Annotated in this window: 24 protein-coding genes; 12 read left to right on the plus strand and 12 right to left on the minus strand. The window is 41.2% G+C overall.

Going from position 1 to position 26553, the window contains the following annotated elements:
• Positions 1-2: 2 nt before the first annotated feature.
• The 3 genes from BST97_RS01485 to fumC form a co-directional block, all read right to left on the minus strand.
• Positions 3-620, minus strand: coding sequence for a hypothetical protein (locus tag BST97_RS01485; RefSeq protein ID WP_157111374.1), 618 nt, complete (start codon positions 618-620; stop codon positions 3-5).
• Positions 621-622: 2 nt separating this feature from the next.
• Complete coding sequence (locus BST97_RS01490) at positions 623-1096, minus strand: YehS family protein (RefSeq protein WP_085765579.1); 474 nt, start codon at positions 1094-1096, stop codon at positions 623-625.
• Positions 1097-1168: 72 nt separating this feature from the next.
• Positions 1169-2563, minus strand: coding sequence for a class II fumarate hydratase (gene fumC / locus BST97_RS01495; RefSeq protein WP_085765580.1), 1395 nt, complete (start codon positions 2561-2563; stop codon positions 1169-1171).
• Between the two features lie 174 nt (positions 2564-2737).
• On the opposite strand from fumC, the gene BST97_RS01500 reads away from it, so the two are divergent.
• Positions 2738-2980 (plus strand): hypothetical protein, encoded by a 243-nt coding sequence (locus BST97_RS01500; protein ID WP_085765581.1) that lies wholly within the window; start codon positions 2738-2740, stop codon positions 2978-2980.
• Entirely contained in the window at positions 2971-3288 is a 318-nt protein-coding gene (locus BST97_RS01505; RefSeq protein WP_085765582.1) for a type II toxin-antitoxin system RelE/ParE family toxin, read from the plus strand. Before BST97_RS01500 ends, BST97_RS01505 begins: the two co-directional genes overlap by 10 nt.
• 80 nt (positions 3289-3368) lie before the next feature.
• Here the strand turns inward: BST97_RS01505 and BST97_RS01510 are convergent, their stop codons facing one another.
• Both BST97_RS01510 and BST97_RS01515 read right to left on the minus strand, forming a co-directional pair.
• The gene (locus BST97_RS01510) at positions 3369-3809 is read right to left on the minus strand and encodes a hypothetical protein (protein ID WP_085765583.1); all 441 of its coding nucleotides are present in this window, start codon (positions 3807-3809) and stop codon (positions 3369-3371) included.
• Between the two features lie 56 nt (positions 3810-3865).
• On the minus strand, positions 3866-5629 hold the full coding sequence (locus BST97_RS01515) for a glycoside hydrolase family 15 protein (RefSeq protein ID WP_085765584.1): 1764 nt from the start codon (positions 5627-5629) through the stop codon (positions 3866-3868).
• A gap of 87 nt (positions 5630-5716) precedes the next feature.
• Between BST97_RS01515 and BST97_RS01520 the strand changes: the two genes are divergently transcribed.
• From BST97_RS01520 to arsM, 4 genes are all read left to right on the plus strand, one after another.
• A complete protein-coding gene (locus BST97_RS01520; RefSeq protein WP_085765585.1) occupies positions 5717-7921 on the plus strand; it encodes a bifunctional alpha,alpha-trehalose-phosphate synthase (UDP-forming)/trehalose-phosphatase in 2205 nt (734 codons plus the stop codon).
• Positions 7922-8305: 384 nt separating this feature from the next.
• Positions 8306-8641: an arsenosugar biosynthesis-associated peroxidase-like protein gene (locus BST97_RS01525; RefSeq protein WP_085768112.1), complete on the plus strand. Its 336-nt coding sequence runs from the start codon at positions 8306-8308 to the stop codon at positions 8639-8641.
• Between the two features lie 155 nt (positions 8642-8796).
• Positions 8797-9867, plus strand: a complete 1071-nt coding sequence (arsS, locus tag BST97_RS01530; protein WP_085765586.1) for an arsenosugar biosynthesis radical SAM (seleno)protein ArsS — start codon at positions 8797-8799, stop codon at positions 9865-9867.
• 99 nt (positions 9868-9966) lie between these two features.
• Positions 9967-10935, plus strand: a complete 969-nt coding sequence (gene arsM / locus BST97_RS01535) for an arsenosugar biosynthesis arsenite methyltransferase ArsM (protein WP_085765587.1) — start codon at positions 9967-9969, stop codon at positions 10933-10935.
• Positions 10936-10981: 46 nt separating this feature from the next.
• Here arsM and BST97_RS01540 read toward each other — a convergent pair whose 3' ends face one another.
• The 3 genes from BST97_RS01540 to BST97_RS01550 all read right to left on the minus strand — a co-directional run bounded on the left by BST97_RS01540 (position 10982) and on the right by BST97_RS01550 (position 12935).
• Positions 10982-11614 (minus strand): hypothetical protein, encoded by a 633-nt coding sequence (locus tag BST97_RS01540; RefSeq protein WP_085765588.1) that lies wholly within the window; start codon positions 11612-11614, stop codon positions 10982-10984.
• 81 nt (positions 11615-11695) lie between these two features.
• Positions 11696-12400 carry a tetratricopeptide repeat protein gene (locus BST97_RS01545; protein ID WP_085765589.1) on the minus strand — a complete coding sequence of 235 codons (705 nt, stop codon included), beginning with the start codon at positions 12398-12400 and terminating at the stop codon, positions 11696-11698.
• Positions 12390-12935, minus strand: a complete 546-nt coding sequence (locus BST97_RS01550; RefSeq protein WP_085765590.1) for an RNA polymerase sigma factor — start codon at positions 12933-12935, stop codon at positions 12390-12392. The genes BST97_RS01545 and BST97_RS01550 overlap by 11 nt, the downstream gene beginning before the upstream one ends.
• A 90-nt stretch (positions 12936-13025) precedes the next feature.
• Here BST97_RS01550 and BST97_RS01555 point away from each other — a divergent pair, with 90 nt between their 5' ends.
• A complete protein-coding gene (locus tag BST97_RS01555; RefSeq protein WP_157111375.1) occupies positions 13026-13892 on the plus strand; it encodes a hypothetical protein in 867 nt (288 codons plus the stop codon).
• Between the two features lie 194 nt (positions 13893-14086).
• Complete coding sequence (locus tag BST97_RS01560) at positions 14087-16045, plus strand: hypothetical protein (RefSeq protein ID WP_157111377.1); 1959 nt, start codon at positions 14087-14089, stop codon at positions 16043-16045.
• Here the strand turns inward: BST97_RS01560 and BST97_RS01565 are convergent.
• On the minus strand, positions 16042-16947 hold the full coding sequence (locus BST97_RS01565) for an IS982 family transposase (protein WP_085765563.1): 906 nt from the start codon (positions 16945-16947) through the stop codon (positions 16042-16044). The two genes, BST97_RS01560 and BST97_RS01565, sit on opposite strands and share 4 nt — an antisense overlap.
• Before the next feature lie 101 nt (positions 16948-17048).
• Between BST97_RS01565 and BST97_RS01570 the strand changes: the two genes are divergently transcribed.
• From BST97_RS01570 to BST97_RS01585, 4 genes are all read left to right on the plus strand, one after another.
• Positions 17049-17810, plus strand: a complete 762-nt coding sequence (locus BST97_RS01570; RefSeq protein WP_169711514.1) for a CHAT domain-containing protein — start codon at positions 17049-17051, stop codon at positions 17808-17810.
• A 128-nt stretch (positions 17811-17938) separates the two neighbouring features.
• Complete coding sequence (locus BST97_RS01575; protein WP_085765594.1) at positions 17939-19534, plus strand: DUF4836 family protein; 1596 nt, start codon at positions 17939-17941, stop codon at positions 19532-19534.
• The gene (locus BST97_RS01580; protein ID WP_085765595.1) at positions 19534-20154 is read left to right on the plus strand and encodes an ATP-binding cassette domain-containing protein; all 621 of its coding nucleotides are present in this window, start codon (positions 19534-19536) and stop codon (positions 20152-20154) included. The genes BST97_RS01575 and BST97_RS01580 overlap by 1 nt, the downstream gene beginning before the upstream one ends.
• Positions 20151-21335 carry a hypothetical protein gene (locus BST97_RS01585; RefSeq protein ID WP_085765596.1) on the plus strand — a complete coding sequence of 395 codons (1185 nt, stop codon included), beginning with the start codon at positions 20151-20153 and terminating at the stop codon, positions 21333-21335. The genes BST97_RS01580 and BST97_RS01585 overlap by 4 nt, the downstream gene beginning before the upstream one ends.
• Positions 21336-21361: 26 nt before the next feature.
• Here the strand turns inward: BST97_RS01585 and BST97_RS01590 are convergent, their stop codons facing one another.
• The 3 genes from BST97_RS01590 to BST97_RS01600 form a co-directional block, all read right to left on the minus strand.
• Positions 21362-21799 carry a DUF2141 domain-containing protein gene (locus BST97_RS01590; protein WP_085765597.1) on the minus strand — a complete coding sequence of 146 codons (438 nt, stop codon included), beginning with the start codon at positions 21797-21799 and terminating at the stop codon, positions 21362-21364.
• Positions 21800-21936: 137 nt separating this feature from the next.
• On the minus strand, positions 21937-22740 hold the full coding sequence (locus BST97_RS01595) for a TrkA C-terminal domain-containing protein (RefSeq protein ID WP_085765598.1): 804 nt from the start codon (positions 22738-22740) through the stop codon (positions 21937-21939).
• 173 nt (positions 22741-22913) lie between these two features.
• Positions 22914-26483 carry a BamA/TamA family outer membrane protein gene (locus tag BST97_RS01600; protein WP_407668587.1) on the minus strand — a complete coding sequence of 1190 codons (3570 nt, stop codon included), beginning with the start codon at positions 26481-26483 and terminating at the stop codon, positions 22914-22916.
• Between the last annotated feature and the right edge of the window lie 70 nt (positions 26484-26553).

Below are 26553 nucleotides of genomic sequence, written 5' to 3' on the forward strand. Positions count from 1 at the left end.
ATTTATCGATTCATATCGAATTTAGGCTCTGGATCAAATTTACCTTCCTTGAGCATGATTTCAAAAATACGCGGATCGCGAGCTGCCCAGTATCGTTTATAAAACTCTTTGTTCTCCTCGTTGTTCTGTCTTATGAGTGCAGCCATTTCCTCGATTAATTCTTGACGATACGAGCTACCTGCAACCAGTAAATCGTTACCTTTCATATCAAATGCTGCAAATGATGCCTTTGTAGTATAGGGGTTTTCATCACCACTCGTAATAATATTTACTGGAGTTCTGTCGCGAGTAATGATAACTTCTCGCCATAGGATAAACTCACGATTTTGATCATTATCAAAATAAAATTTTGACCAGGTGTCGTGATTATCAAACATGGCCTTGCCGGTGTAAAAAGTACTCGCAGTACCATTAAACTGTATAAAAGTTAGATCACGGTTGAGATAGGGAACGTAATAGGAATCGTCTCTCAGGTTATGAAAATCATTCAGCAGATTAGGCTCGCCGGTATCATACTTTTCTATATACTCTTTTGAAAACTGTGAGCTGCCACAGGATGTTAGAATCATTAAAAGCATGACGAGTATCACCTTTTGAAAACTGCTCATTGTCAAATTCATTACTAAGAGTTTTTGCGTTGTTTAATACGTTGTTTTTGAAAACCGTTTAAGAACGCTCTCAAGTACTGGTCGTTACAGTGCATATATTTTGCGTGTTTGGGATTCCTGAAAAACGATGTCAATTCACTTTCAGAAACCTTCTGACCGCCCAATTTCATAAGATAGACGATTTCATCACTTTTAAAATTAAAAGCAATTTTGAGCTTACGTAAGATGATATTGTTATTTAGTACAACCTCGGCTATGGGCGTTTGACCATCCTTTTTGCCGCGGTAGTTTACTATGAGACCATTGAGAAAAACGGCTAGGTTCTCATCGATGACCGCATCAAAATCTTCATGCTCTTCTTTTTTTAACCAGTCGCTGATCTCTGCGCGTGAAACCTCTTCACCGCCCTTTTTGTAGGTATCGATCATTGCATCATCGCTCAAATCTAGCGTAAAACGTAAGCGTCTTAAAATCTCATTATTATCCATCTACAACAAAATAAGGCAGCAAGATTAACTCTTGCTGCCAAGTAAAATATAAATTTGATTAAAAGTATTTGATTATTTGTGTCCCGTCATGTCTTCTGGACGTACCCACTCATCAAATTCTGCTTCGGTAACGTAGCCTAAACTGAGTGCAGCTGCTTTGAGCGTGGTTCCTTCATCGTGCGCCTTGTTAGCTATTTCTGCAGCTTTGTAGTACCCTATTTTTGTATTGAGTGCCGTGACAAGCATCAAAGAGTTTTCTAAAAGCGACTTGATTTTTTCATGATTGGGCTCTATTCCCACGGCACAATTTTCATCAAAACTTCTGCAGGCATCTCCTATAAGTTTTGCGCTTTCCAAAACTGCTGCCGCCATAACTGGTTTGAAAACGTTCAGCTCAAAGTGCCCTTGCATACCACCTACAGTAACCGTAGTATCGTTACCCATTACGCGCGCACAAACCATGGTGATGGCTTCAGCCTGTGTAGGATTTACTTTTCCCGGCATGATGGAACTTCCAGGTTCATTTGCAGGTATGATGATCTCGCCTATTCCGCTACGAGGTCCACTCGCCAGCATTCTGATGTCGTGTGCAATTTTGTTGAGTGAAACCGCGACTTGTTTTAAGGCACCGTGAGTCTCCACCATTGCATCATGAGCAGCTAGTGCTTCAAACTTATTATCGGCCGTTTTGAATGGAAGCTCTGTAAAATCAGCTATGTAGGCTGCTACCTTGCGGTCGTAGCCTTTTGGTGTGTTAAGACCTGTACCCACTGCGGTTCCACCAAGTGCGAGTTCGCTCAAGTGCTCTAGGGTTGCTTCAATTGCGATAATACCATGGTCCAATTGAGAAACATAACCCGAGAATTCCTGACCTAAGGTTAATGGTGTAGCGTCCATAAGATGCGTACGACCTATCTTCACCACTTCATCAAAGTCTTGAGCTTTTTTATGGAGCGTATTCCTTAACTGCTTGATCCCAGAGATCGTATCTTCCACGATCATTTTATAGCAAGCAATGTGCATTCCGGTAGGGAAGGTGTCGTTTGAGGACTGACTCTTATTAACATCATCATTGGGCTGGATCGTCTTTTCTCCTTCACCGATGGTTTTACCAGCTAATTGATGTGCTCTGTTTGCAATAACCTCATTAACATTCATGTTAGACTGCGTCCCTGAACCCGTTTGCCAAATTACAAGAGGGAATTGATCATCATGTTTCCCTTCAAGTATTTCATCACAGACCTGAGCAATAAGATCGCGCTTTTCTTCATCAAGACCTCCCAGTTCATGATTAGTATGCGCGGCTGCTTTCTTCAAATAGGCAAATCCGTAGATAATTTCCAGCGGCATACTCGCCGGTGCGCCAATTTTAAAGTTATTGATCGAGCGCTGAGTTTGAGCTCCCCATAATTTATCGGCAGGCACTTGAACCTCGCCCATCGTATCTTTTTCTATTCTGTAGTCCATGAAGTTTTTTTGTTTGATACAAAGATAGGGATCAAGGAAATTTTATAGATTCTTGATAAGAAAGTGTTAGGGATTCAGCTAAACTTATAGCTGTTTGATGCTTTTTGTAAACTATAAGAGTTGACAAAGGTCTGAATACGACTATTGCTTATCTTTGAATAAAACCTATTTCAAATGAATCTCGAGGCTAGAAAAATTGAATTCGTTCAGGAGTTTCTACGGTTACAAAATGAGGAAATCGTCATTATGCTTGAACAGATTCTGCGGAAAAGAAAAACGGAGTTGCTTGAGGAAAATTTAAAACCGATGTCGATGGAACAATATAATGCTGAGATGGATCAAGCCGAATCCGATTCTGAGAATGGTCGAATGATCGAAGTCAATGACTTGAAAGTCAAAATCGAAAAGTGGAACTAAAAGTTCTCTGGCTTCAACTTGCAGAGGTCAAGCTGGTCGAAATCTATAACTATTATAAAGTAAAGGCGGGCAAGCGAATAGCGAGGGATATTATCAACGGTATCGTTGACACCACAGAAGTTCTATCAAATCAACCTGAAATCGGACAAATTGAAGAAAACCTGAAGCACAGGAAGATTGAATACCGATACCTGATTCATACCAACTACAAAAAAGTCTATTGGATAAACACAAAGTCAAAAAGAGTTGAAATAGCTAATGTTTTTGATACGAGGCAAGATCCTCAAAAAATTGCTCAAACCAAATAGTGTCAGACTAGAATGCCTAGCTTAATTAAGCATAGATTTATTTTCTCCTTACTTATCAATTAAAGAGACCAGCAGCACCCTCATTCCTCCATCAATTCAGATATCGATTCTTTAATCTTCCATTTTATCTTTTCACCCTTATTATCATCTGTTATAAGTTCACTCAGGCATTTACCAGTATAATTTTCTGTAACGGCTTGATACGAAACGAGAGTTTTTTCCAAGATTTCTATCTCACCGCAACGTATGTATTCAGATTCTTTGAAAAGATTATCAACTGTTGATTGAGAAGTGCAATTAAAATTCCAAATTCCCGAAGCGGCCAAAAGCCGCTGACCATTAGAATCTATTGAAATAAGGTCAACAACGATGGCTCTGCAATCTGGATCGCCCGTGTTTATAAATGTTGATCGTGCCTCGTAAGACAATTCATCGTTATTTCTTGATTCCGAATTTTCATAATAATTCTCATTACCTATTAACAAGGTCAAAAGCACCAGAGTCGAAACTAGAATTTTCATGACTGAAGTATTTTCATAAATGTATGAAATTGATATTTCTCAAGTTGCGTCAATCATCACTCACTAAAATTCACCGCCGTCTCAATTAATGCCAAATGTGAGTATGCCTGAGGGAAATTTCCGAGCAATCTTTTAGTTTTAAAATCAATGTCTTCACTAAAAAGTCCCAAGTGATTACTATAAGATAGCAGTTGGTCAAAATACTCTCGAGCTTTCTTTGTTTCACCAATTTTATTTAGGCTATTGATCAACCAAAACGTACAGATCGTAAACGAACTGCTCGGCTCGCCAAAATCGTCGTTGTTCTTATAGCGGTACATCAAACCGTCCTTGCACAGTTCGCGCTCCGTTGCCTGTACAGTGCTTATAAATCGCGGGTCTTGCGCTTCTATAAAACCATATTGCTCCATAAGTAGCGTAGAAGCATCCAGATCTTTACTACCGTAAGACTGTGTATAAGCTTGAATTTCTTCATTCCAACCATTATTGTAGATGTCATCGTGAATTTCAGCTCTTAAAGCTTTCCATTCTTCTTGATACCTCGGTTTTTTCAAGATTTCGCTGATTTTAATCGCACGATCTATGGCTACCCAGCACAAAAGTTTTGAGAAAACAAAGTGGCGGTCCTCTGTGCGCAGTTCCCAGATGCCTTTATCTGGTTTTTGCCAGTTCTTTCTTACGGTTGAGGTCACGCTTTTTATAATGGTCCAGAGTTGCTCGCTGTTTTCTAGGCTGGTCTCAAATTTGTCAAATTGCTGATAGATCACCTCCATCAAAATACCGTAGATATCATTTTGCTTCTGGATGTAGGCAGCGTTTCCTAATCTTACCGGGCTGGAATTTTTATAGCCAGACAAGTGATCCAGAAATTTCTCGGTAAGCTCTTTTTCACCGTGAATACCATACATGATCTGGATTTTCTCGTCCTTCTCAGGAATGGTGTCCACGATAAACTGCAGAAAGCGTTTTGCAGAGCGTAAATGTCCTAATCCAGCGATCACCCTGATCACCATACTTGCATCCCGTATCCAGCAAAAACGGTAATCCCAGTTGCGCACTTCACCTATGGTTTCTGGCAAACTGGTCGTGGCTGCAGCGAGAACAGCCCCTGTTTTCTCGTAAGTTAAAGCTTTTAAGGTTAAAGCACTACGCACAATTTCTTCCTGATAGAGCGGATAACGAGTGGTGCGCTCGCTCCAGTTCATCCAGTAGGTTTTGGTACGTTGAAATTTCAAGTAAGCGCGATCCAAGGATTGAGTGGTCAATTTCTCGTGATACGACAGCAATAAAAAAGCATTTCCTTCCAGCGTAATTTCTTCCTGATTCAAGATTTTGTCCAGATTCATATCGCTATACAAAAAAGCCGACTCATACTCGCCGCTAATCGTTTTGCAGTGTAAATAATCACCGTCGTTATCGATCACCGTTTCGCCTTGAGCGTACTTCAATTTAGGATCAAAATGAACGCGTAGAGTCGGTCTGCCCTTTAAAATTCTTATAAATCTCACGATATCAGGCGGCATGTAAAACGTCCCATCCTCTTGTTTGTATCTAGGCATAAAATCTATTACTTGAAAAGCGTCCTTACCATTATCAAAATGAGTCGTGAGGATATTGGTTTGCCAGAGATATTCTTGATGAGTCTCATAAGAATCGTCCATGATAAAGCCCAGTGAGCCACCTTTTTCCTCATCAAGAATCTTGGCAAAAACCGAAGCGCTATCAAAAACGGGTAAACAACACCAGTCTATTGAGCCTTTGTTAGAAATTAACGCTGCGCTTTTACAATTTCCTATGATACCGTAATTAAGATTATCCATATTTTAATGTGACTTTTTCAAATGTTTGTTCCAGAAGCCCGAAATTTAAACTTTAACGATTAAACCCATTCAAAAGACTACGTTATAATGCCTAAAACCATCATCGTCTCAAACCGACTACCATTGCAACTTTCCATAGAAAATGACCAAGTCCATGCAGAACCCAGTGTGGGCGGTCTCGCTACCGGACTCAAGTCCGTACACCGAGATAGCAATGGTTTGTGGATAGGCTGGACGGGACTCACGGCAGAGGAGATTGATGTACAGCATGAAGATGCCATTAAGAAAGAGGTTCAAGATCAGCAATGTGCGGGCGTGCGTCTCACAGAGTCTGATATGGAGGGCTATTATTACGGTTTTAGCAACCGTACGATCTGGCCGCTCTTCCATTATTTTATGGAATACGCAGAATTTGAGGATGATTTTTGGGAATCCTATAAAACGGTTAATGAAAAATTTGCCAAAGTCGTGCTTGAAAACGCGGAAGATGGCGATACCATCTGGGTGCATGATTATCAGCTCATGCTGCTGCCCGGTTTGATCAGGGCGCAACGTCCAGAGGTTTCCATCGGGTTTTTCTTGCATATTCCATTCCCCTCTTATGAGGTGTTCCGTACCATCCCGTGGCGTGAGGAGATTTTGAAAGGCTTGCTGGGCGCAGATCTGCTTGGTTTTCATACCTACGATTACGAGCGCCATTTCCTTAGTTCCGTGAGCCGTATCTTGGGCTTTCCCGCCAGTTTCAACTCCATCTCACTCACAGATCGAGTGGTGACCGTGGATTCCTTTCCCATGGGTATTGATTATGAAAAGTTTTCCGCTTTCGCGAAAGCGAACCATGAACAAACAGACACCGCACAGAGCGAGCTGCAACGTAGACTCCAGCACCATCAAGAAGAGACGCCAGACGCTAAACTCATCCTGTCCATAGACCGACTGGACTACACCAAAGGTATTGCTAACCGCATAAGGGCTTACGAGCATTTTTTGGAGAAATATCCACAGTATTCAGAGAAGGTGCGCTTAATTATGCTTGCCGTGCCTAGTCGTTCCAATGTACCTCAATATCAATTACTTAAGAAAGAGATTGACGAGCTGGTAGGACGCATAAACGGGAGGTTTGCGACCGTGAGCTGGACGCCCATCTGGTATTTTTACCGCTCCATGCCATTCCAAAACCTCATAGACCTCTACACCAGTAGCGATGTGGCGCTTATCACGCCCATACGCGACGGGATGAACCTGGTCGCCAAAGAATATGTCGCCACCAGAACCGACCGCACTGGTGTTTTGATACTCAGCGAGATGGCAGGTGCGGCCAAAGAAATGAACGAGGCGCTACTCATTAACCCAAACAGCCTGGACCTCATTGCCGATGCGATTAAAAAAGCGCTGGAAATGCCCGAGCGCGATCAGAAAAAACGTAATAAATACATGCAAAGCCGCCTGAAGCGCTACAACGTCGAGAAATGGGCCACCGATTTCATGAACAGGTTGCAAGCCGTGCGCGTGGATGATGAATATGTGCGTACCAAAAAACTGCGAGAGCACCGCCAGCAACGCATTCTGGAACATTATAACAGTGCCGAGAAACGCATATTCTTCCTGGACTATGATGGAACCTTGCGAGGATTTGTCAATGATCCTACGGAGGCGAGACCGGATGATCGTATTTTAAAATTAGTGAGCGACCTGCAGAATAATGAGAAAAACGAGGTTGTTATCATAAGCGGTCGGGAATCTGTGACTTTGGGCGAGTGGTTCAAAGAAGTTCCAGTAACTCTCATTGCAGAGCACGGTGTTCTGAAAAAAGAAGTAGGAGGAGAGTGGCACACAACCGAAGCCATGAATACCGACTGGGTGCCATCCATACAGCCTATTTTGCAGACTTATGTGGACCGTACACCGGGAACCTTTATCGAAGAGAAGAAATACAGCCTCGCCTGGCACTACCGCAAGGCAGATCCAGATCTGGGCGTGATGCGTGCTAACGAACTTTCAAACGTGATCAAGGAATTGTCCAGTAACGATGGTTTAAGTGTTCTTTCTGGTAACAAAGTCATCGAGATCAAAAGTAGCAATGTGCATAAGGGGAAAGCCGCCTGCAACCACATCTTAAACAAACCTTACGATTTTATCTTCAGCATAGGCGACGACTGGACTGATGAATATATGTTTCAAGACCTACCCACAGAAGCGGTTACGGTAAAAGTAGGCCGCGACAACACTGCAGCGACATATTACATCGATAAGCAAGAAGAGGTTTTGGACTTTTTGGAGCGGTTTTTATAGCTATTTACAACAGCTAAACCTCCGAGTTCTTTGAGACCTCGGAGGTTTGGATAAATTAAATCTGGCTATCGTATGCTTCCCGCTTTTGTAGGCTTTCACAAAAATGAAGGCAATAGTTTTGAATTCTGTCCGCCAGACAGAGTGCTAATTGCTTCCGACGAGCGAAGCGAAAGGAAAGCACGCCGCATAAAGCACGAATCGCATTCTCGCTGGGTCGCGTTATTGGTGGTATAGGTTTCTTGCCTCTAAAAGTAGGTAATAGTTTTGGATTATGGTTGACATTTAGGGAGCTTTTGAAAAGGCAGACAAGCGATTTATAGGTCAAGTGTTTTCGTTTTGTGAAAGTTCAGATTCCTTATCGTATTTTCCATGAAAATTAATATCATGACAAAATCATATTACGACCCTAAGGACTTAAAAAAATTTGGTTCCATCACAGAATGGAGCGAGGAACTGGGAGAAAAGTTCTTTGAATACTACGGGAAAGTTTTTGAAGAAGGGAAGTTAAGCGCTAGAGAGAAATCACTTATCGCCCTTGCCGTTTCACACGCAGTTCATTGTCCTTATTGTATCGATGCCTACACCGGTGATGGACTGCAGCGAGGAATTACTAAAGAAGAAATGATGGAAGCGGTACACGTAGCAGGCGCCATAAAGGGAGGCGCAACTCTCGTTCACGGCGTGCAAATGATGAATAAGGTGAATAAACTGGAAATGTAACCATTTCCTTAAAATAGGTACATAATTGCTCACTTAAGGGTTCAAGTTTAAATTATTAAAACCTTTAAACCATCTTTGTCGTAAGTACTTATGTGAATCAGTGCAAAGCATTGGATTCAATCGCGACTTAGATTTTAATTCTATAAAACCCATTCATGGCAGTAGGCGTAGAGACTAAAAAATCACTCCAGCGACGCGAGAGCGAACTGGCCAATAAACGCAAACAATTAGAAATACTTAAAGGGGAGCCATTTTCAAATGGCGAGCTACCCACTTTTGCTGAGAAGATCTACGAGACGGGCCAGTTTCCACTGCAGCCTAAGAAGCTAGAGATTCTCCAGGTGAACGTGGGGTATATGTGCAATCAGGTTTGCGCGCATTGTCACGTAGATGCGGGTCCTGACCGACAAGAAATCATGAAGCGTGAGACCATGCAGCAAATTCTGGATGTGATCAAGTCAACTGGCGCCCATACCCTAGATCTCACCGGTGGCGCTCCAGAGATGAATCCGCATTTCAGGTGGTTTGTTGAAGAGGCGAGTAAAGTGGGAATTAATGACTTTATCGTTCGGTCTAATCTGACCATCATCAGAGCTAACCCTAAATATCATGACCTGCCCGACTTTTTTAAAGAGCATAACATTCACGTCGTTAGCTCCATGCCCCATTGGACCAGAGGCAAGACTGACAAGCAACGTGGTGACGGTGTTTTTGATAAATCCATAAAAGCATTACAAGAATTAAACGATCGCGGTTACGGTATGCCCGGTAGTGATCTTAAACTAGACCTTGTATACAATCCCAGCGGTGCATTTTTGCCAGGAGATCAGGCGAGTATGGAGAAAGATTTCAAAAAGGCACTTATGGAAGACTTTGGGATACAATTCCATAACCTCTTTGCCATTACAAATCTACCTATTGCCCGTTTTCTGGATTACTTGATCGCCAGCGAAAATTACGAGGATTACATGTATGCACTCGTAGAGGCCTTTAACCCTGCAGCAGTGCAAAATGTGATGTGTACTAACACCATTTCCGTAAGCTGGGACGGCTATCTGTACGACTGTGATTTCAATCAGATGCTGGATATGAAAGTTAACAGCAATTCAAAACACATCAGTGAGTACAACGAGCCAGAACTTGAAAACCGCGACATACGTATTTCCCAGCATTGCTATGGCTGTACGGCAGGAGCTGGAAGTAGTTGTCAGGGTACGGTAGCGTGATCACATGTTTTTTGAAAATGCCGCTTTCGCGAAAGCGGAACCATAAAAGCACCTTTTGTATTTAAACTTATTATTACACTTAATCTTATACTTATCTAAATGAGCTATTTAAACGCCACAGAAGAATTATATAAAGACGCCGCACTCGTGCCAGATGTAGGCTTGTGTTGCACCACAAACCCTGTTTGGGAACTACCGGGATTGAAGATCCCAAAAATCATGCAAGAGATGAACTACGGCTGTGGTTCTACGGTGCACGCCAGGGATTTGTCTAACAGCCCCAGAATCCTATATGTAGGAGTAGGCGGTGGTATGGAATTACTTCAATTTGCCTATTTCTCTCGCCAAAAAGGTGGAGTAGTAGGGGTAGATGTGGTTCCTGAAATGCTGGAGGCGAGCCGCAAGAATTTTAAGATTGCCGAAGAAGAAAACGCCTGGTTCCAGAGTGATTTTGTAGAGCTCCACAAAGGGGATGCACTTAATTTACCGGTGGCAGACAACAGCATAGATGTAGCGGCTCAAAATTGTCTCTTCAATATCTTTAAGGAAGAAGATCTCAAGAAGGCTATTGACGAGATGTACCGAGTGCTTAAACCGCACGGTCGCCTAGTTATGAGTGATCCCACCTGTGAGCAGCCCATGAACGATGAATTGCGTAACGATGATCGCCTGCGTGCGCTTTGCCTGAGTGGTTCATTGCCTATAGATCAGTACGTTAAGGCGCTTACTAATGCTGGTTTTGGTACGATTGAGATAAGAGCCAGAAAACCTTACCGTATTCTCGATCCTAAAAATTATCCTACAGACGAACTCATCTACATAGAGTCTATAGAAGTTGCCGCTATTAAGGATCCCATGCCAGAAGATGGTCCCTGTATCTTCACTGGAAAAGCAGCTATATATTATGGTGACGACCGCCAGTTTGACGATGGAAAAGGGCACGTTTTATTACAAAATCAGCCGCTTGCCATATGCGATAAAACAGCCGGTGCACTGGCAGCTTTAGGTCGCGATGATATTTTTATAAGCAATTCTACCTATCATTATGATGGAGGTGGTTGCTGTTAATTAGTAACTGAATCATAATTTAAAATCAGCGCAAGTGGTGGTGACTCTACTTGCGCTGATCTGTTGTTATAAAATCGTAATCCAGATTAAGTTCCATCGTGAATGGTTTACTGGTGGTATTACCGAAGTTACCTTGTTGCACCGTCCCTATGAATGTAGCAGTCAGATTATCGTCAGTAAGCTTTACCAGGGTTACCTCACCTTTATCTGAATTAAAAGATAGCGAGCGTTCATCTTCATTAAAATAACTGATGGAAAAATAGCGGTCCTCCACAATTCCTTCATTTCCAGTTTTATAATAGGTCGGCTCTATTTTATCATAAGGTATAGGTGAGTCGCTTATTTTAATTTTGATCAATTCTTTACAGCTATCAGGAGACAGGCAAAGGGAATAAACCGCAAGATTATTAGTGAACAAAATGCGTGAGATCGAGGTGTTCCATTCTGATTTCATGAACGGCTCCCCATCGAGACTGGCTACAAATTCACCATTGAGTTGTTTTGAATTGATCGCTGCTTTTCTGGCATCAGATTCTTTTTTCATTTCAGGAACCTGTTCTAGAATATTCATGCCGTCTTCCATGGCTTTTTGAACTTCTTGAGATTCTTTTTGATCATGGCATGATGTAAAGGTTACCACGCAAAAAATTATGATGGGTACTAGATTAAGTGCTTTCATGAAACTATTTATTATTGAGTAAACATTCAGCACTGAAGGTTAACAAAGCCACCGAAAAAAAGAAATAATTCTCTCATAGCGCTATTGGAGTTCTTGTAATAACTCGTGAACTTCACTGGTCATGAAGCTTGGATAAGTTTTTGACAGTGAGTCTAAATTTTGAATCGCCTTATCATTTTGATCTCGATCAATATAAATTAGAGCTTTATACCATAAAATTGCTGGCCTGATCCTTTCATCAGTACTCTTGATCTTACCTAATCGATCTAGAGCCTCTTGTTTTTGATTGAGTTCTAGATAGCACATCGCCACGTAGAATCTAAGATCGTTTGAAGGATCAGCTAATTGCCTGCTGGTTTCTATTGCGAGCCGATATTCCTCATTCTCGTAATACTGATAGAATTGATCAAGGTCACTTTCTATCGTGCCGCCACGTACGACGGGCTGAATAAGATTTGGATAGCTTTCATAATACTGATCATACACATTCTCTGCGTTGAACATGTATATCAAGCTACCGGAGCCTAGCAACAAGATGATTACGGCAGCTATTTTATACCACTTGAAGGTGGATCCAGCTTTGTTTTGCTCAGCCTCGTATTTTTCTAGTACGGTTTTACGGCGTTTGTTTTCTGTTATTTTAATGGCATTGTGGAGATCTAGATGCTGTTGGTACGCTTTCGCGAAAGCGGAATCATCATCCATCCTCTTCTCAAATTCAGCCCGATCTGCTGCGTTGAGAGACCCCTTGATAAACTCTTGGAATATTTTTTCATCACTTTTCATACGACACCAGCTCTTTGAGTTTTTTCATACAGCGTGACTTAGCACTCTTTACCGTGTTTTCATCTTTATAATTAGAAAGTTCAACCATCTCCTTGATGGTCAAGCCGCGATAGTAAAACATGGAGATGAGCTCTTGACAGGCCGCACCTAATTTTTTAAAGGAAAGAGCCAGTAATTTACTGTTCTCTGACAGATCTTCCTCGACCTTTATTTCGGCAACTTGCTCCTCACTGTCAGAAACTTGTTCCATTTTTCTAGCCTTGTGATGCCTAATGGCCAAAAACTTACAAATACCAAACAAATAGGTTTTTATACTCGCTTTTTCAAGGGTTACTTTTTGAGTCACTAGTTTGTGCTGCAACTCGATAATAGCATCTTGATAAATATCTAACCGATCTTCCATGTTGAGGTTGTACCTGATCAGCCAGTTCAACAATTCATCTTTATAGGCCACATAGACATCTCGTAGCGCTTCTGGATCATTCTCCTGAAATCTCCTTTTAAGTTCACTATCGACTTTGTTCTTATGTGACATAGATGTGTTGAAGGTTAACAGCCAAATTATAAATTTTTTTGTTCATGTTAACCTTTTCTGAATTCCCTCCACAAAATGAAAATCAAAGTCATGAACAAATTCAAATTTATAGGATTGCTGAGCGCTTTAATTCTCTCGTCTAGCATTGCAAACGCACAAATCTGGAAACGTCTACAGAAAAAGGTAGAGCAGAAGGTAGAACAAAAACTGGAGCAAAAAGCTGAAGATCAAGTAGATCGTTCTATGGATAGTCTTATGAATTCCAAGAAGAATAATGAGACAAAAACAAATACACCTCAATCTATGGACAAAATGGGTGCTCTGCTAGAGGGTATGACGGGAAAACCTGCGGTTATAGAAGATAAATACCTTTTCAGATTCAATGTGGTCATGAAGCTAACAGACTTTGAATCTAATGAGGTACAATACGTTAAACAGTCGTATTCAAAAGATGCATTTGTGACGGGTGAAAACAATGGGGATCAAGCTGTCCTTACTGATATAAAAAATAATAGCTCAATCATATTAGATTTTTTAAAAGGTACGGCGCAGACCATGAATATGGGTTGGATGCAGGGCATGATGGAAATGGGAAACACATCTGAGACTAGCGATGGGACTGATAATGTACAGGTTAAGCATACAAAAACGGGAAGAACTAAGATGATCTTAGGCTATACTACGCATGAATACAAAATTGAATTTGAAGGAGGGTCTCTGATTGCCTGGTTTGCTCCAGAGGTGGACTTTGATTACAAAGAAAGTTTAGGAGGCTTGATGAAAATGATGGGTCAGAGTTCAGCTACTCTAACCTCTGGAGAAGGGTACGTAATGGAAATGACAACCTATGATAAAAAGGGTGGGGTAACTAATCAAATGGAAGTAGTGGAACTCAATGAAAAACCACGCTTGATAACTATGTCCTCTTTTAAAGTAAGTTCAGTAGCGGGTCAGTAGATCTCCTATTCAACTTTGACATGAGTCAGTTGAATAGTTGACCAGAGTCTTATATATTGGTTTGATAGATTTTAGAGAGTTAGAATGAGAAATTTGATTTAGTGAAAACTGTCATATTGATCACCTTCTCAAAAAACATATATTCACTATTGAGACGTCAATTTTCTTTAATATTGATCTAAATAAGAATTTTCTTGAGAAAAAATCTGAGGCTTAATTTGATGTTTTGGTTGACATTTTTGTCATGGTATAGCTATGCCCAGCAAGATCTTGCTGGGCATTCTGCTTATGTAGATGCCGCATTTCAAAAGCAAGCGTATGAAAAGGCAGAATCTTGGGTGGCAACTCTTGATACGTTTCATGCAACAAGTACAAACGATAGTTTGCAATTTGCTAGAGTTTACAGCGTTGCAGGTAACGCGATGTATGCTAGACAGGCTTATCAAAACTCCATTGAATATTTCAATCTCGGGATCAACTACTGTCCTCAATCTGTGGAGCAAGGTTACAACCTTGGTGCAAAACTTCTGTTTGACAGAGCTTTTGCCGAGTACGAGCTCGACCTGATTGAGAAAAGTTTGAATACGACTACAGCGGCATTTGAACTCATCAATAAAGCAGAAAATCCAGACCTGGAACTTAAGGCAGATATCTATCAAGATCTCGCTTATGGGAATCGGGTGCTGGGCTTTTATGATAGGGCTGAATTCTACCTAGATGAAACGTCAGCATTGATAGATCAGCATTTCCCTGATGATCTTGAGAGACAGATAGGGAATCGATATGCGCGACTTTTGCTGTCCACTAAAAGAGTCGATGCCAAAGCTGTGGAAACAGCCCTTGCGGAATTAGAAGCATTCACTCAATCCCATCAAACCGGTAAATATGGCCAGGTCAGGCTTGCAAGCGCCACGAGTCTCACGGGAGACTTTTACTTGAACAATCTCAAAACAAGTAAGGATAGTTTAAGGGATATCGCTTTCGCGAAAGCGCACTTATCAAAAGCAATTGCCCTCTCAAAGGATGAATTCAAATCCACCGAAGTTCAAGCTAAATTCAATCTAGCCAAAGCCAATTACTATTTAAAGGAATACCACAATGCTATTGAACTCTATCAAATTTTACTAGAGGAAACGCAACCTAGCGATAGGAGAAGACCTTTTTTTAGTGCTGGATTGGTTTTGTCCTATTCGGGATTGGGTCAAAAGCAAGAAATGGTGTTGAGTTTCAGATCGGTCATGACTGACATTCATGAAGGTGATGAAAAACTTGAGCCCGATTTCTCAAATATGGTGTACAGCAAGCATCCATACCACGCAGATCTCATTATGAAAATCGCTCAAGAGTCCAAAAAGGCTTTTCCCGACGAGGTCGAAGTCAATGCTCTCGCAAAAAATGCAACAACCGCTGCACTTAAGCAATTTAAAGCGTCTTACCGAGATACGGAGTACAGCGATTTGCTGGTTACCTATTATAATAAAATTTTAAAGGCATTACTGAGCGATCTAAACGATGACAACGATTCAGAAAAAATATCAAGCATTCTAATTGATATTGAAGACATAGAAAACCGATTGATGTGGTCGGGATTTGTAACCAATAGTCAATCAGCAAGCACAAAATTTAAAGATAGCCTACTGAGAGTCAACCGTAGAATGCTGTTAGAAGCTGATTCTCTTAAAAAAAAGGGGCAAGAACTTGAGGCCAAAAGGATTCTTGATATAGTAAGACTGCAAAGAAAAAAGTTGCCTCAACAGGAAAAATTGTTACAAGAAACGATTAATGAAAGTCTGAATCTGGATGGTATAGCTCAAAATCACACTACGCCATTCTTAAGGTATAAGATTATTGATCAAGATATCTATGTTTTTTATCTAAATCTAGGCAAGATTGGGTTTGAAAAATTAAGTGGTCTAACTCTTAAACAACTTGAGAAACATCTCCAGGCTACATCGAGACCTAATGGTTCTCTACTCAATCTACTGGATTCTAAATTGTTGATGCCATCGATTTTTAAAACTGAGATTCCAGAGCAAATAATTATCATTCCTGACGGAATTTTGCACCATCTCGCATTTGAAAGCTTATTGTACCGAGACTCTTATTTAGTCAACTTTACCGTCATAGGTTATTTGCCTAACCCGTTGTGCTAGTAGTTCCATGCATGCCTGATCCTATTTATTGGTCTGTTGTTTTCCCTATTGAACATCTGCAGCATGGCAACTGCGGCCAGTTTGCTTGAGACCCTTGTCAGGAAGCCCTTGAAGCTCTTTGCCAGGTTGATCTTGATGGAGAACTGGGAGCATAACTGTGAAAACCTTGTCTCTATAAACTTACGGTTCTTTCTCCTCTCGGGCGAGAATGCGCTTTTGACCAGCTGGTTTTTCCTGGGTGGGGTGAGAAGTTCTATACCGTAGCTTGTGAACAGATCTGCCTGGAGCTCCCTGGATATATAGCCTCGATCGCCGATGATCTGCCTCTCCTCGCTACCGTCGTACTGCCTTTCCTTCAGGAACTTTATGTCGTGTACGTTTGCTGGGGTCACTGCCATGTCATGGAAGATGCCCTGCGTACTCATGAGCAGGTGGAGCTTGTATCCAATGTAGTAGCGGCGGTCAACCGCCGAGTAGCCCTTTCTCGGAGCCGTGCCCAGATCTTCCATACAGATCTTCATGCGGTGCTCCCTGGCGTTGTGCACGATGGGACAGGGCATCGAGTCCACCAGAAGGGCAGATCTGCCATCATCCATACGGTCGCCCAAGAGTCCCGCGGACTCCTTGAAGCGTGGCTCGAGCGAGCGCCTGCGCCGGTTGAACCTGGTGCGGTCGACCAGCATGGGAAAGTCCTCGCGAAAGTGCTTCTTTATCTCGGCAAACAATAGGTTCTCGCTGGGGATCGAGGCCGCCTCTCCGGTAATGGCGAGTGCCATGACCTCCAGGTCATTCATTTTCGTGTTGACCGGTCGCTTGATGAAGTTTCCGTCCACCGTGACGGTTTGGTAGAGATCAATGAGGTAGGAAAGGTGTTTTTTGTACATTGCAGGTAGATCGTGCATGGTATCAGAATTACAGATTAGGAACCATTAATATACTGAATATCAACAAAATGCACGGTCTTTTTTTAATCTGTTTTTTAATTTTAACTAGCACAACGGGTTTGCCTAGTTTTAAGTACGCACAGCTCGACCTTACTAAATCCCTAGTGCTTGATGATTTCGGTATTTTTGCGCCTAAATATTCAGGGAAGGCAGCCTCTATGAGAGGCAAGACCTTAGGGAGACTCAATGGTGCAATCGATGAATACGAATGGCTCAGTAATGAATTCTCAAATAGTGATTTGATTACCGTATCAAATTCTGAAGATTTTTTAAATAAAATAAGAAATTATGAAATTTTACATCTAGCCATGCACACCGTAGCAGATGCCTCTTTACCAGATGAGGCGGTCATGTATATTTCAGATGATGAGGAGGTTGATCTAGAGACATTATATAACACTGGTCTTAATTCTAAGCTTGTTTTCTTGAGTTCATGTCAATCTGCCCGGGTTGATGATAGCAATAATAATATATCTTCTAGATCCATTCACCGGGCATTTGCGCATTCAGGCGTCTCTAATACCATAGCTAGTCTTTATGAGGTACCAGATGATGTGACATCTAAAATCACTCAAGAGTTTTATACCCACTTAAAAGCTGGAAATAGTAGTTTATTCAGTTTATCTCTCGCAAAACAGAAGTATTTAAAGGGAGTCAAAATCAACGCCTTATCGCATCCCTATTATTGGTCAGGATTAGTTCATAATGGGTTAGGGGTACATTTCGCTGAAACTGGGAAGAATACTAGGCTTGATAATTTAGTTATTATGATTTTAAGTATATCAATAATGATTAGTTATACGCTTTCACAAATGAGATGAGGATCTGAATTTCGGTAGGTAAATTCAATTTCTGGACGCTTTATTTCTGCAATCTTGATTTCTAAATAAACCCATCCAATCTTTCAATTCATTAAGATTTCATTTAGATTTGAAGCAAATAACTAATCATGAAAAAACTTTTCTATTTTTTTTCAATAATTCTGATAGGAACATCATGTTCTGAAATGACAGATGCTTCAGCTCTGGTACCCGATAGTGCTAACTATGTAGCCGTGATTGATGTAAAATCACTTGTGGAAAAGGCAGAGCTCAATGATAAAGCTGCTGACATGTCGAGCATCGAGGCTTTTGAAAACGAGCTGGAAAACCAAGACGCTAGGGTGTATCGCCTTTACCAAGATATCAAGGAAGATCCTTTGAAGGCTGGTGTGAATCTACGTGATCCTATCGTGATCTTCAACGTAATGGAAGAAAATAATACCATGGTCGGAATTGCTATGGACGCATGGGATGGAGAGGATTTTGGAAACACCATCAAAACGCTTTTCAGTTCTATGAAAATGAACTTAGCTGAAAAGGAAATGGACGGTTATACCTACTTATGGCCTGAAACCAGATCTATGCCTTTTGGTGTGGCTTATGACGATGACCGTATTTTAATGCTTTATGGAGCTGGTTTTATGCTGGAGCAGGAAAACCTCGATACTACCATGGCAACTCTCATGAATGGGAATACGACCTTCAAGAGTGAGAACGACCTATTTGATGATTTTATGGGCGACCGTGGAGACATAAGCCTGTTTACAGGTACTTCCAGTTATTCTGAAATAATGGGTTCCATGGTACCTATATCATCTGTATTCTCAAAGGATTTACTGGAATATCTGGATGATAACTACAGTATGATTCATTTAAATTTTGAGGACGATAAAATAGAGATGCTCTCTAAGGCTGTTTATAACGACAAACTCATGGACAAAATGGACGAGATGGGTGTTGAGGCGAGTGAGATAGATCAAGATATGTTGAAATACCTCCCTAAGGATGGAATGGCAGTCATGGGAATGAGTGTAGAGGTGTCCGGTATTCTAGATGCAGTTAGAGAATTTATGGGTGAGGATGAGAAAGCCAAAAAGGAATTTGAAGAAGGCGTCAAGAAATATGAGATTGAAACATTACTAGAAGCGATAGAATTTAACATGGCGGTCGTCTTTAATGATATCGTAGAAAAGGAATCTCCCTATGCCATGTATGGCAACTCTACGCAGCCTTCGCTAGATTATGCTGCCATAATGAAGATCAACGATCGGGATCGTATTGTAAAGTTCTTAGAAAAAGACGTTCCAGAGCCCATGCCCAAAGAAGGAAATCTTTATAATTTAGATAATCAGTACCTGAGCGTGGGAGAGGAGAGCATGATGCTTACTTCAGACCGCAATCTGGCTGAACACCACTTTAACTCTAAGACGCCATCATCAAGCCTTGCCGGTTCAGACAGTGCCTCAAAAATGGGTAGCACGATGTTTTATGCGAGCATGGATCTGGATTTGAAAAAAGTCACATTTTTGGATAACAGCATACCACAACAAGCAAGACCTATCGCGACCATGTGGGATGATTTCCTCGTTAAGATCGAGGTAGAGCAAGATGATATAACAGAAAATCGCGCAACGCTTTACGTAGCAGATAGTGGTAAAAACAGTCTCGCCCGTATCATAGAACTAGCTGAAGAAAGCTACCAGAAAATGACGCAAGTGCAGTAATGCTTCTAAAGTTCAGCAATCTCAAGCCTACCTATATTTCTGAAATTCAAGTAAGGGACAGTGAGATCTATTTAGCTCCTGAAATTACGATTGATCAGGGAAAGATTTACTTGGTAGAGGCGTATTCCGGCAAGGGCAAGAGTTCGCTTTTGGACATTATTTATGGGGTGCATGAACTTTACGAGGGTACGCTGGAGTACGGAGTTATGGAACATTCTCGCTTTCGCGAAAGCGAGATCAGTTACGTCTTCCAGAATCTTAAACTCTTTCCTGAACTCACAGCTCTGGAAAACGTACAGCTTAAAAACGAGCTTACCGATCACAAATCATTATCTGAAATTCAAGCTTACTTCAAACTGCTAGGTTTAGAGGGTAAGTTGAACCAGAAAGTAGCGACGCTCAGCCTAGGACAACGCCAGCGGGTAGCCATAATCAGATCGTTGTGTATGCCTTTTAAACTTCTGTTACTGGATGAGCCTTTCAGTCATCTCGACGAGGTCAACATTGAGATCATCAGTGAGCTGCTGAGGGAAGAAATTGAAAGACGCAACGCCAGTATTATTCTCACCAGTTTGGGAAGTATCAAAGGCCTTGAAGCAGATGTCACCTATAGATTATGAAAAAAGTCGATAAGTTACAGCTCAAGCTCATGCCATTTCTGCCTACAGTGGGATATGCATTACTGTTGCTTTTAGGTAGCGTCGTCATCCTTTTATCGGTACAGTTTTATCTGGATCTCAAACCTTTTTTTGCTTCAGATGGTGGTGTGATGGGCAACCGCTCGCTGGTGGTGAGCAAACGCATTTCTGCAATGGATATGCAGGATAAGAGCGATATCTATTTTACTGAAAATGAGATCAATGAGATAAGGCAGAAGTCATTCATCTCAAAAGTGTCGACATTTAAGACAGCTAACTTTGAGGTAAAAGGCTACATGGGCGGCGCTGGCGACGTGCCTCAATTCAGTACCGACTTCTTTATGGAAGGTATTGCAAAACAATATCTCGACGTAGAAACTGATTTATGGGACTGGAAACCCCAAGATAGCCTGGTTCCCGTGATCATCCCACGCAGCTACCTTCAACTTTACAACCTAGGATTTGCCGAAACAAAAGATCTTCCTGTTGTTTCTGAAAATCTGTTGTCTCAGATCAGTTTTGGCTTGCGGGTCTCTGGTCGTGGGGAACAGCGCAGATTGCGAGGCCGCATCGTGGGATTCAGCGACCAACTCAACAGTATTCTAGTTCCCGAAGATTTTATCAATTGGGGAAATAAAAATTTTGCCACGCTGGATCAACAGCAACCCAACCGGTTGCTACTCACACTCTCCAGACCAGATGATCCGGAAGTCGCTTCATTTTTTGAGGACAATAATTACGAAATCGATAAGGGAACTCTAGAGCAGAATAAAGTCTGGTTTTTCTTCCAGATCGTTTTCATTTTCTTGTTTGTGGTGGCGGTCATTATAATTATTCTGAGCTGTCTAGCCATGTTTATGGGGCTAAACCTCATGTTTCATAAAAACAAGACCTCTTTCAATAACCTTGCTTTATTAGGCTATTCTAATGCCAGAATGACCCGGCTGGTTGTGCTGTCTTCAATAGTGATCGTGCTTCTAATTTCCCTGTTTGCGGCTCTAATCGCGACCTCAGTCAGAGAATATCTGAGAGAAGAAATCATCAGTATTTATCGATTGAGTCTCGGGCACCAGATCTGGATCATGGCACTTGTTTTATTAGTGGTGCTATCCCTTTGGAATTATGCCTATATCGCCATGGGAATTAGAAAAATAAATAGATGATAGATCAATTTGTTAGCTAAACTGGATCAATCCATAAAAACAATTTTCACCACCTTATCCCCACGCACTTCAAACTTGCATTTGTCAAATTTAGGTTGACCTAAGCTGTCCATGTTTGAAGCTCCCACGGGTTCTCTAGGAATGCCGAAGAAGTTTTTATCCAGCTCGCCATTGTCATTTACATCTTGATAATAGGCTGCTGCATAAAATCCATCAGGGAGATTCTCAAAAGTGATCGTCACGCTACTTCCTAGTACTGTCATTTTTCTGGACTCCACGCCTTTTTTTCCATCGTCGGGAAATCCGTTTTTACTATTGAAAAGGGATAGATAGAGCGTTCCTTTTTGCTTCTCGATCCCTTCTAACTCAAGGGTAAGTGTGTTTTGGGAATACGCTTTCGCGAAAGCGAGAACACTAAAAGTTCCTATTAAAAATAAAGTTCTGTAAAATTTTGATGCTATCATATCTCATTTACTCCCAAACCCGTGCCAAAACCAAAAGTTTGTCGATTGAAAAACTATCCTATTAACCAATTGCGAGGTCTTGGTTTAATTTGCCAGTTCATTCTTATGCTTTTTACTTTTTTCAGTTGAATGAATTGCTAGATGGATCTTTTATTTTGGTTTTCTTTTGTTTCAACGATCTCAGAAAGGCCACGATCTTCTTCTATCTGCCGTTCCGCTTCCTCGGCTACCATTCTATCGTGTTCTAGAAAGGCATAATGGTCTTTTTTACGGTTGTACAGGCTCTGAATACCCTCTGCTTTTCCGTAAAGGGTGACTCGATCATGGGGTAGTATTTTGAAACTTCCAGAGGGTGAACCAAAATAACCGTGACCCTTGCGATCCACACCTAAGATCGTGATCCCCTCCTGTCTCAAGTCCAGCTCTTCCAGGGTGCGGTGACACATCCAGCCGTCATGATCCACACGAGCTTCACTGATTTTATAGTCATCTTTGAGGTGAAGAACGGCTGCAAAATCGTGGACTTCAAGATTAGTGTACTTTCTAAGCAATGTGTTGATGAGTTTTGAAAGGGCTCTATCGACCATTTTACTACGTATCGCCCAAAAAATAAGCCCCATTCCAGCGACTATAATTAGAAGTCCGTAAAGTCTAGAAGCTAATGTTTCTGGTAGCACAAAGGTTAAGATAAGTGAAGACATCGCCGTTACAATTCCCGCGTTTCCTATGAGCATGAGTTGGTAAATAATCTTGCGCCGTATGGGATGACCCATAATACTCTCAGATTCCACGGTACTAAAACCCGTTCCCGTATAGGCAGACCGCGCTTGAAACTTGGCACTCTCGCTGGATAAACCGGTGTGTACCAGTGCTGTTGCTGCGATTTTGGTAATCAAAGCAGAAATGGAAACAATTAGAAATAAGGTGACTGCTGCAATCATGACTCAATTGATTATGGGGTGGCAAAACTATTCAAATCTCTAGTATTTTAAAGGTCTCGCTCTCCCTAAAAAGGGAAGTTTATGCCAAGCCTGTCGAGATACGAAAGCCAACTCATTTACAAAAACCGCCACCAATTTTACGCTCAACTTACAGAAATCATAATGGGTACAATTTAAAAAGTGAAGCCAGCCGTGAAGATGATTCTATTATCTTCATCACTCACGTAATACCCCACGTTTGCAGTTAATGCTTGATAACCGGTAAGGAAAATAGATCCTCCCACGTTGCTGTGCCATTGATCAGAATCCTGTTCTGGCAGCCATACGCGACCTGTATCAAATCCACCAGAAACTCCCAGTCGCAAGGGTGCAAAACCTGTACGAAATTTTGCAATCCCCACTCTCAAGTCGGTGCTGGAAAAGAAGGCAGACTTTCCATTGAATCGCTCGTTTCTATAACCTCTCAAACTGCGATTTCCACCTACTGTTGCACCATGATAGAACTCATATTGCTCACCTATGATGAAATGGGCTTGAGCTTTGGTTGCCAATGTCGCAATTCCTTTGCCGGCAAGCGGTAAAATGAAAGAAGCTGTAGGTTGAACATAAGAGAACTCGTTATTGAAATCTGAATCGATATTGCGCTTATACCCTGCAATCACGCCCAGTTCCATACCTCTTCTGGGTAAGCTTAATAAATCTGCTTTGTTGTTGAAGAGCAGTCCGACCTCTCCACCTGCATAGGTTTGGGAATCAAATACATCATTACTTTCATTAAATGTATTTAGGATGAAACCGTTGTTGTCTTCCAGCACCTCGTTTGATTCTATGCGTCCAGAGATATAGGCAGTAAGATTTTCAGATTTTTTATACTGCAATGAAGGCTCAAAATGAAATTGCTGAATACTCACCCTGTTGAAATCAAGGTTGATGTCATCATCATAAGAAGTATTATTACCCTCACCAAAATAATTTATAGCAAAACTATCGGTAGTGTAACGAGCATCCAGACCTAAATTCCAATTATGAAAAACGTGAGCAAATTCTCCGTAATAGGAGAACTCAAAACCTTGGGTAGCTCCATAGTATTTAGCTGTAAGCTGATGTTTTGTTGCAAATGGATTATTACGCAATCCAAAAGAGGTAAAAGTATTCCTTAAAGCGACCTGGAATCCAGCATCTTGATCAAACCCCACAGCTGGTAAGAGGACGTTAGTTGAATACTTACGTTTCTTGGGATCGTAGTTGTTCAGGTCGTATGAATCGCTGAGAAACTTACTTACTGAACCATTAAAGGTGTTTTTCTTTGAGGCGTAATCATAAACTCTTAAACCACGACGGTTTTCAATATTATAGATGTCATTTTCTTCCCCACCGAAGATTTTAATCTTGATGTAATCGCTACCATTACCTCTCACGTTAAAGGTGTCATCACCATCGAGGCCATAAAGCCAGATGTCTTTTGTCAGTTCTCGATCATAGGTGTTCTCAAGAATAATCTTATCCTTTTGAGCGACGGTAATTTTAGTTTTACCATTTTCCATACGCTCAATGTCTATGGTATTATCCTTAGTGGTCGCGATGATAACTTCATGTTTTTTAAAGTATTCAAAGTAATCTCGGGCGATTGCATCGAGATTTGATCGACGTAGTTTGAGAATGGATTTTATTTCTTCGGTAGTTTCATCTTGTGTGTCCTCTAGGAGATTTGCAAAGGCGTTATCGATGACTTCATCAGTGAGTTGAGTTTTAATAAACTCAGCTTGTTTTTGCCAAACTTCCCAGCCTGAAGAGTTGATAAATGATTTATCCAAATAGTAAACCACATTATTAAATGTTTTTACATTGGAAATTTCAGGCTGATAAGTCTGCATATTTCTCGCAAGTGGTGCACCTAATTTTAATAAAGCTGGAAAAACGCCGTCATATTTTGGAAAGGCTTGATCGCGATCCCTTGGGATAGGAGAGTAGAGTACGGTGCCATCTGATTGCTTTTTTTGGATCCAGCGCCATTGATCTTGATGACGGTCCCAGTCTCCAATAAGCATGTCAAATAAACGAGCTCTGATATATTTAGGTTCATCAATTTGAGCATCCTTATCATCTCGTAATTCTAGAAACAAATCTGAGGTACTCAAAATGTCATCTGCATCTCCAAAAATCCCTAAATTGATATTCTCATCACCCACATGCTCTTCAAACATATAAAGCTTATCACCATAACTTTCATTGAACCTACCTAGGCGTTCTTGTTTGGGTAAATACACGATTTTTTTATTGGCATGATAAATATCTATGGCATCCAGCAGATCACCTACTACAAATTGAGCATAGGGATGAGCTGTTGTGTAATAATCTTGGATAACATCTTCCGCTGCGGTGTCGTCCAGATAATCATGGACATAGTGATCCTTGATAAATGATTGCGCAAACCGCAAGGCACTTTTACGTAGCTCTCGTACGGTAAATTCATTCTCGTTATCATCGATAAGTCTTAAACTGCGTGACTGGTTACCGCCACCAGCGGTTATTGCTCTTACATTATTAGGAAGTTCATTCAAATCAAGAACTGGTGCGGTGATATCTTTACTGTATAAATATCTATAATGATCACCCCAGAACCATTTATAAAATCCCGATTTATCGGTTTCTTCATCAGTATAGATGGATGCGTTTTTCGTTGCACCGTATTGACCTAAATCATAATCAATATTCTTGTCGTATTTAGTTTTGCTTTTGATTGTAGTAGTATATAGTAAATTGGTTTCTGAGTTATTGACTTCCACCAGCTCTACTCTAGAACTTCCATCTTTAAAGACGGTTAACCTTGTGTAACCTGTTTTCTCTGCGCCAAACTCATGCTTTTTAACAGGCTTGACACCTTTGATCTTATTTCCTAGTCCAGTTATTATTTGAGGGATGCCGTCATCTGACAAAAACTGGAGGTTAGCTTCATTTCCTGAGACAAATATTACATCTTCAAATTGTAAAGCCAGTGATTCCAGTCTGCCTATATACGATTGCATTTCGTTACTCCAGAAGGATTCTTTAGAAAACCCTCCCATTAATTCAAACAGTCCGCGGCTGCTTTCAGAAAGCACGCTGTGGTACATGGCCACGATGATGGTTTTATTCTGCTCGTCTTTGAGTTCGTCTTTGAATTGAAGGAAAAAGTCCTCTCTCGTTTTAATCTCACATTTATTGTTGATATATGGGTGATCGTCCCAGTCTTCAAAAAACCACTGACTATCTACCATCACGAGTTCCACTTCATCGCTCAAGGTTTCTCGCTCGATGGGACAACCGTCATTAGGCCAAAACTTCCCCTCGCTGTTATCCTGCAAATAGGATTCTAAGTCATCAATCGCTTCGTGTCCTTCACCGCTCCACTCGTTTTTACCTGGAATGTAGATAACCTGACCATTAAATTTTGATAGAGGGTCTAGATATCGCTTTTTCAAAAACTCCTCTTCACTTTTGCGATCAGACTCATCCTTGGGATATCCATTTTTTGAGGTGCTGTTCCCTAGAGAAACAAATGCGGCGTTCTCGTCAGTTTGAGAAGCATCTACAATAGCTTTTAGAACGGTCGATGCTTTTAAATCTTCAACCTCTCCTAGATTTCCAGAGAAATAAATCGTTTTAGATATTTCCTTTCCTTCGTCCTGAGCAACCATTGAAGACAGCGAAATAAAGATGAATAATAGTGAGCAGAACGTGATTTTCCTTTTCAAAATAGACATTTCAGTATTGATATAAAGTGTAAATGTCGGAATTGCTGCACAGCTATGAAGTACTCTTAACAAATAAATG

The organism is Nonlabens spongiae (assembly GCF_002117125.1).
Taxonomy (GTDB): Bacteria; Bacteroidota; Bacteroidia; order Flavobacteriales; family Flavobacteriaceae; genus Nonlabens; species Nonlabens spongiae.